This is a genomic window from Butyrivibrio sp., from assembly GCF_017940685.1.
Lineage (GTDB): Bacteria > Bacillota > Clostridia > Lachnospirales > Lachnospiraceae > Butyrivibrio.
Genome location: NZ_JAGAYD010000017.1, coordinates 1 through 6788 on the forward strand (window position 1 = coordinate 1; position 6788 = coordinate 6788).

Here is a 6788-nt window from a genome sequence, read left to right on the forward strand (position 1 = left end):
AGAGATAACCTTGATCTGCTCCTCAGGCTCCTCCACCTTCTTAACTTCAGGCTTGATGAATCTGCCAACCCTCTTACTTCTTGGCATCATCTCTTCCTGCTCGTAAGCAAGATCCTTCTTGTTTCTCTTATCCTTTTCCTGGCCAGCTCTTCTGCGATCGTCGTCTCTGCGTCCTGGTCCCTGCTTTTCAGCTGGTCCATCAAATCCGCCGCGGCCGCCAGCGTTCCTGTCAAACTTGTTTCCGCCAAATCTGTTGTCATTCTTGCCGGCAAACTTATTGCCGCCCTGATTATTTCTGTCAGGTCCCTGAGATGGTCCTCTGTCGTTTCTGCTTGCGAAACCGCCTCTATCAGGTCTTCCCTGATTTCTGTCCTGATTTCTATCCTGTCTCTCAGGTCTTACAGGTCTGTCGTTATTTCTGTTATCGTTCTGCACTGGAGCAGGTCTGCTGTCCCTGTTTTCTCTCTGTGGAGCAGGCTGCTGAACCTGTGGCTTCTCCTGAGCCTGTACAGGAGCCTGAACAGGCGCTTCCTTCTTAGGAGCAGCTGGCTTTGGTGTCACGCTCTTGTTAACAGGTGTATTGTAGCTATCAAGCTGTGATGGTGCAGTTAAAGGCTTGATAGGATGATATACATTCTGAGACTGGGCAAAGGTTCTTCTCTGTCCCTGACCATTCTGACCATTATTTCTGTTGTCACGCCTCTGGTTATCGAAGTTTCTGTTTCCACCCTGAGGCTGTCCACCCTGGCCATTTCTTCCCATGTTGCTGTTAGTTACAACAATGATTTTCTTTTTCTTTTTAGGTGGAACCTTTGAAGGATCTACTGCCTTTGGAGCCTCTTCCTTAGGTGCTTCTGCCTTTGGTGCCTTATCAGCCTTAGGTGCTTCTGCCTTAGGAGCCTCTTCCTTTTTAGGTTCAGCTTCCTCCTTTGCCTTTTCAGGCTTTTCTTCCTTGGCAGGCTTCTCAGAAGCCTCTGCCTTTGCAGCCTTCTTGCCAAAGTTCTTTCTAGCAACTTCTGCGTCTGTCTCTTCGATAGAACTATTAGAACGCTTTGCTTCTATTCCATTCTCCTGCAAAAAAGCTATAAGCTCTTTTGACTCGCATCCAATCTCGCTTGCAAGTTCGGATATTTTAATTTTTGCCATTCACATTCCCTCCGCCAGTTTCTTCTGTGAGTAAGTTCTTTCGAAGTGACTTTGACAACCCTAAGTCCGTAATTGCCAGACTTGTTCGAACACCCTTACCTATTGCATGTCCAAGGCTCTCCTTGTCACCAAAAAAAGCTATTGGTACATCATAATACTTACATTTATCTGTAAACTGCTTGATGGTGTTATCTGAAGCATCTTCAGTAACTATCACAAGGCAAGCAGTCTTATTGCGGATCGCTTCCATAGTTGCAAACTCTCCGCTTTTTACCTTACCAGCCCGCATTGACAGGCTGATCAGGGAATAAACTTTGCCTACATCCAAAATTTATATAAGCTCCTTTTCTATACGTTCCAGAACTTCTCCCGGAACCTGCGCCTTAAGTGATCTCTCAAGACCCTTGTTTCTTGCTGCCTTTTTAAGACACTCAGAACTTTTGCAGATATATGCGCCGCGGCCGTTGGCCTTTCCTGTTGCGTCCAAAAGAATCTCACCCTCACCTGTTCTTATTATCCTGATGAGGTCTTTTTTGTCCTTCATCTCGCCGCAACCAACGCATTTTCTCATTGGAATTTTCTTTTGCATTTAAGAATTACTCCTCAGTATTCTGCTCCTCTGAAGACTCCGCGTACTCGCCTTCATACTCGCCCGCGTACTCGCCTTCATACTCCTCATCGTAATCCTCATCATCCATATAGTCTTCCATACGGAATCCAGGAGCATCCTTAGCATGAGTCTCATCCTTGATATCGATCTTGTAGCCTGTAAGTCTTGCTGCAAGTCTTGCGTTCTGACCTTCCTTACCAATAGCAAGTGAAAGCTGATAGTCAGGAACTACAACCTTGGCACTCTTCTCATCAGGATCAGCAAATACTGCTACAATCTTAGCCGGAGAAAGAGCGTTCTGGATAAGGTTACCAGGGTTATCATCCCAGTTGATGACGTCGATCTTCTCGCCGCCCAGCTCATCTACAATAAGGTTAACTCTGTTACCATTTACACCTACGCATGCACCAACTGCATCTACGTTAGGATCTTTGGAGTAAACAGCGATCTTGGTACGGCTTCCAGCCTCTCTAGCGATTGACTTGATCTCAACAGTTCCGTCCTGGATCTCAGCAACTTCCTGCTCGAAAAGTCTCTTTACAAGATCTGGATGTGTTCGGGATACAAGGATCCTTGGTCCCTTTGAGCCGTTCTTAACTTCAAGAACATATACTCTGAGTCTCTGAGTAGGTCTGTAAACTTCGCCCTTAACCTGCTCGTTCTCATTGAGAATAGCATCTGCTCTTCCGAGGTTGATGCTGATGTTCTTGCCGATAAATCTCTGAACAACACCTGTTACGATGTCATGCTCTTTTTCAAAGTATTCGTTATAAATAGCGCCGCGCTCTTCCTCACGGATCTTCTGAAGGATTACGTTCTTGGCATTCTGTGTAGCAATTCTTCCAAACTCCTTGGAGTTAAGTGGAACCGCTACGGTATCGCCAACCTTAGCCTTTTTACTGATCTTCTTGGCATCGTCAAGACTGATCTCAATCTGAGGATCCATAACATCATCTGCAGTCTCAACAACTTCCTTGTCTGCATAGCACTTGAAGTCGCAGTTTACTCTGTCAACTTCAACTCTGACATTCTCCGCCTTTCCAAAGTTGTTCTTGCAGGCTGTCACAAGAGAATTCTCGATAGCATCAAACAGAGAATCTTTGCTGATGTTCTTTTCCTTCTCAAGCAGCTCAAGGGCATCCATTAATTCTTTACTCATTGTAATCTCCTTTTTTTGACCGGATCAAAAGTCCAGCGCAAGTTTAATGACTGATATCTCTTTTCTTATGAAAGTTACATCTTTTTCATTTATAGTTACGGTTACTGTGGATTCATCAAATCCCTTAAGTAGACCGGCAAACTCCTTGGTTCCGTCCTGTGGTTTAAAGAGCTTTAGCTCAACCTCCTTGCCAATGGACTTCTCTAAGTGTCTGTCTTTTTTGAGCTGTCTGCCAAGTCCAGGGCTTGAAACCTCAAGAGTGTAGGCTTCATCGATGAAATCATCCTCGTCCAGGGCATCTGACAGCGCATGGTTTACATCTACGCAGTCGTTGATGTTAACTCCGCCTTCCTTGTCGATGTAAGCCCTAAGGTACCACTCGCCAGCTTCCTTGACGTACTCAACGTCATAGATCTCAACCCCGCATTTATCTGCGATAGGCTTAAGCATAGCTTCTGTTTTTGCTTCTATTTCGCTTTTCTTTGACATAAATCACCTCTTAGGCATAAGAAAAGTGAGCTCCGGAAAGCTCACTTCTAATCTACTGTCACGATGACAATAACACATAAACTGTGAAACGTCAAGGGGGCTGTATTAAGAGGCATAAATCGGACACCTCATGAGTACAATAAAAGCATAAGAAACAGTTACTAAGGAGGTAGCATATGGACGCAGCATACATGGCATACAGGGAACTTCGGATAAAAGAGAACAAGGCAAGGCGCCTTAAAATAGTAAAGCGCCAGAGAATAGCACTGGCGCTCATAATCTTTACTATTGTATTTTGTATCGCATTTATCTTCTGGACACTTCTATCAAGCGCTCAGGCTAAGGGCGAGTTTTCCTACAAGTACTACACTCAGGTAGAAGTTAAGGCTGGAGACACCCTTGATAGCATCGCTGATAAATATCTGGCTTCTGGTGATGAAAAACAACATTATATTAATGAAGTCATAAATACCAATCACCTGGATGAAAGTGGGCAAGTCCTTGCTGGCACCAGCATTATTGTGCCCTATTATTCAAGTGAGTTTAAATAAGCCATGCTCATTTAAGCCTTGTAAGCGCTGTGTGATATACTCCTTCAGCTTCCATATCATCCTCTGACCTCAGAGCCGCAGCGGTTATCATTTTAAGAGTCACACTGTTTCCATCAACTGCTTTAACAGCTTCAATCCTCTTTTTCAACGAAGCTGCGATGATCTCAAGTTCCTTGAGGGCACTTGCGTGAGTGATAAGTGCAAAGTCCGCCTTTCTTACTCTGCAGATTGCACAGCTTGAGCCTGTAGTCTCAACAATCTTGTCGGCGATTGCCTTTAGCACTTTATCTGAAAACTCTTTTCCATATGAAGCTTCTATCCGCTCCTGATTTACGTTCTTCAGTATTATCACTCCATAGTCTGCAGCATTCTGTGTATACTGGATAGAATAGTCAACCATGGAACTTAAGAATGCTCTTATGGACATAAGGCCTGTCACCTTGTCAATGGTATCGATCTGATAGAAAGAATCCATACGACTTAGTTCTTCACCGATATCTACAAGGTACCCCATGATCCCCACAATCTTACCGTTGGAATATACAGGTGCCTTATTGCAGATAGTATTGTGAATAACTCCATTGATTATGTATTGAGACGGAGCATTGTCCACAGTTTCTCCCTTTGTGAGGATAGCAGTGTCTTCTTTTATACTTCTTTCCTTATCAACCGACCAGTTTTGCTTTTCTGAGGGTTTTCCCTTAATATCATCCACCGAAGTTATTCCGAAAAAGTCCAGGAAAGCCTGGCTTGCTCCGATAAAGTTCCTGTTCTTGTCTTTCCAGAAAAACTTGATGGAAGAATTGGCCACAAAGTTCATAAACAGCTTGGAATAAAGCTCTAGCTCATCTGATTTAAGACCATAATCCTCAAACCTGAACATTCCACCAGATTCATCTATGGTGTCTTTTATTCTTTCCGGCAGAGTTCTAATACAGACCATAAACTCTCTGCCACCGGTTCCCGGAATGATCATTATCACAGTGGCTGCCCACTTATATGAGCCATCATTTTGCTTCATCCTGAAGACATTTTCTATATAGCCAGCTTCAGAATTTTTAACTCTCTCTTTCAAAGTGGTGAGATCTGAAAACTCTTCAAACCTTTGCCGGTCTGCAGATGATATAACTTCAGTTTTAAGGCTGGCTATCACTTCACTTAACGTACTCGTGCCGTCAACCTGCTGGAATGTGGATCTTCCAAGAAGCGGTATCGCCGTATCTGCAGTAGGATTGATCTGCAAAATATTATGAAAAAGGTGGTTAAGCTCTTTTAACTTATTATCTACGCTATGCTGCATGCGAAGGGATTTATCAGAAGAGATATTATGGATTGCCCCCTTGATAATGTATTTTCCTTCATTTTCAGCAAGAACCTGTCCCACAAATCTGTAGATATTGCCATTACCGGTATAATAAAAAGTCTCCTGATTTTTTGATCTTTCAAGGATATTGGCAAACTCACGGTACTTTTTGATAAGAGGAGACGCTGTGTGATAGATCTGCTTATCTGCATCAGCAAGAGTAGTTGCAGTTTCAAATACCTGGGCCATGTATTGCTCATTCATGAAAAGAGTCCTGAACTCTTTTCCATCGTCCTCTATAATTTCAAGGGGCTCATCCGTTACCCTTGCAGCTTTAGAAGCAACATCATAAAAATGCCGCCATTTTCGCTCTTCTATCTTAATGTTCTGTTTTTCTATATGCTCAAAGAACTCATCAATTGGCATGGGCTTACCATAATAATAGCCCTGAAGCCTTCCACATCCTATTTTCCTAAGAAAATCAACCTGTTCAATAGTCTCAACACCCTCAGCAAGGGTTGACATGCCGATATCCTTGACCATGGTAATGGTGGAAGTCATAATAGCCCTGGACTTATCGGTGAACTTCCTTAAAAATTCCATATCCAGCTTGATGGTATCAAAGTTGTAGTCCTTAAGAAGATTAAGGGATGAGTATCCACTTCCAAAATCATCCATCCAGACCTCGTATCCAGCCTCTCTGAAGCTGTCGATCATCCTCTCCATAAGCTCAGCATCAGATACGATCATGCTCTCTGTTACTTCTATATGGATATAATCCCTTGGAACATCATACCTATCGACAAATTCTTCTATTGCCTCTAGCATATCTGCTTCTTCAAAGTCCAGCCTTGATACATTTACAGATACAGGTACAGTAGGGAGCTTGTCTTTTAATCTTTCAGAAATATCCTTGCATACCTGTTCTATGATAAAAAGATCAAGCTTATGGATCTGCCTTGTCTTTTCCAAGGTTCCTATGAATTTGTCAGGTGGAAGAAAGCCCATCTCAGGATCGATCCAACGGGCAAGGGACTCAGCACCACATAACTGCTCGGTAAGGGAACGGATAACAGGCTGGTAATAAACCTTGATCCATCCGCTTTCTAAAGCCTTATCAATATTTTCAGCGACATACTGCTTTACTGACGTGGCCATGAACGAAATCTCCCTTTATTGTTGCTGATATATTGAGCATAGCACATATAAATGTACCGGTCAAAAAAAGAAAATAACAGTCTCTTCTCCTTACCGGTATCGCGAAATACTTATTGCAAAAAGGCTTCTCGTTGTGAAAGAATTTTTTTATAAATTACTTCATAATCTGTCTGTACTTTTGCTCTGAGGTTTTCTGTTATCTCGCTCACTGTTTCGTACAAAGGAGTGAGAGCAAGATTTCCTACAACTCCCTTTAAAGCATGTGCATCTTCAAACGCACCATCAAGATTGCCCTCTTCCAAAGCCTTTCCCAAAGCCTCAAAACGTTCATCTGAAAGTCCAAGTTCTATCATTTCCAGATAAAAGTCTTCC

Annotated in this window: 8 protein-coding genes; 1 reads left to right on the top strand and 7 read right to left on the bottom strand. The window is 43.0% G+C overall.

The genetic code is table 11. The features are described 5' to 3' along the window. From J6I68_RS01430 to rimP, 5 genes are all read right to left on the bottom strand, one after another. The coding region (locus J6I68_RS01430; protein ID WP_292216629.1) for a translation initiation factor IF-2 N-terminal domain-containing protein at nucleotides 1-1146 on the bottom strand (1146 nt) is incomplete at its 3' end. Then, nucleotides 1133-1474 carry a L7Ae/L30e/S12e/Gadd45 family ribosomal protein gene (locus tag J6I68_RS01435; protein WP_292216632.1) on the bottom strand — a complete coding sequence of 114 codons (342 nt, stop codon included), beginning with the start codon at nucleotides 1472-1474 and terminating at the stop codon, nucleotides 1133-1135. The genes J6I68_RS01430 and J6I68_RS01435, both read right to left, overlap by 14 nt. A gap of 3 nt (nucleotides 1475-1477) precedes the next feature. Continuing rightward, on the bottom strand, nucleotides 1478-1735 hold the full coding sequence (rnpM, locus tag J6I68_RS01440) for an RNase P modulator RnpM (protein WP_292216635.1): 258 nt from the start codon (nucleotides 1733-1735) through the stop codon (nucleotides 1478-1480). Nucleotides 1736-1742: 7 nt separating this feature from the next. Next, nucleotides 1743-2915, bottom strand: coding sequence for a transcription termination factor NusA (gene nusA / locus J6I68_RS01445; RefSeq protein WP_292216637.1), 1173 nt, complete (start codon nucleotides 2913-2915; stop codon nucleotides 1743-1745). A 24-nt stretch (nucleotides 2916-2939) separates the two neighbouring features. Further along, nucleotides 2940-3404 (bottom strand): ribosome maturation factor RimP, encoded by a 465-nt coding sequence (gene rimP, locus J6I68_RS01450; protein ID WP_292216640.1) that lies wholly within the window; start codon nucleotides 3402-3404, stop codon nucleotides 2940-2942. A 176-nt stretch (nucleotides 3405-3580) separates the two neighbouring features. Here rimP and J6I68_RS01455 point away from each other — a divergent pair, with 176 nt between their 5' ends. Then, a complete protein-coding gene (locus J6I68_RS01455; protein ID WP_292216643.1) occupies nucleotides 3581-3955 on the top strand; it encodes a LysM peptidoglycan-binding domain-containing protein in 375 nt (124 codons plus the stop codon). 7 nt (nucleotides 3956-3962) lie between these two features. On the opposite strand, the gene J6I68_RS01460 is transcribed toward J6I68_RS01455, so the two are convergent. Both J6I68_RS01460 and J6I68_RS01465 read right to left on the bottom strand, forming a co-directional pair. Further along, nucleotides 3963-6416: an EAL domain-containing protein gene (locus J6I68_RS01460; RefSeq protein ID WP_292216644.1), complete on the bottom strand. Its 2454-nt coding sequence runs from the start codon at nucleotides 6414-6416 to the stop codon at nucleotides 3963-3965. Nucleotides 6417-6526: 110 nt separating this feature from the next. Continuing rightward, the coding region (locus J6I68_RS01465; protein ID WP_292216646.1) for an Hpt domain-containing protein at nucleotides 6527-6788 on the bottom strand (262 nt) is incomplete at its 5' end.

Coding starts and splice junctions, on each gene's coding strand:
- rnpM (WP_292216635.1), bottom strand. CDS start 1,735: ATGCAAAAGAAAATTCCAATGAGAAAATGCGTTGGTTGCGGCGAGATG.
- nusA (WP_292216637.1), bottom strand. CDS start 2,915: ATGAGTAAAGAATTAATGGATGCCCTTGAGCTGCTTGAGAAGGAAAAG.
- rimP (WP_292216640.1), bottom strand. CDS start 3,404: ATGTCAAAGAAAAGCGAAATAGAAGCAAAAACAGAAGCTATGCTTAAG.
- J6I68_RS01455 (WP_292216643.1), top strand. CDS start 3,581: ATGGACGCAGCATACATGGCATACAGGGAACTTCGGATAAAAGAGAAC.
- J6I68_RS01460 (WP_292216644.1), bottom strand. CDS start 6,416: ATGGCCACGTCAGTAAAGCAGTATGTCGCTGAAAATATTGATAAGGCT.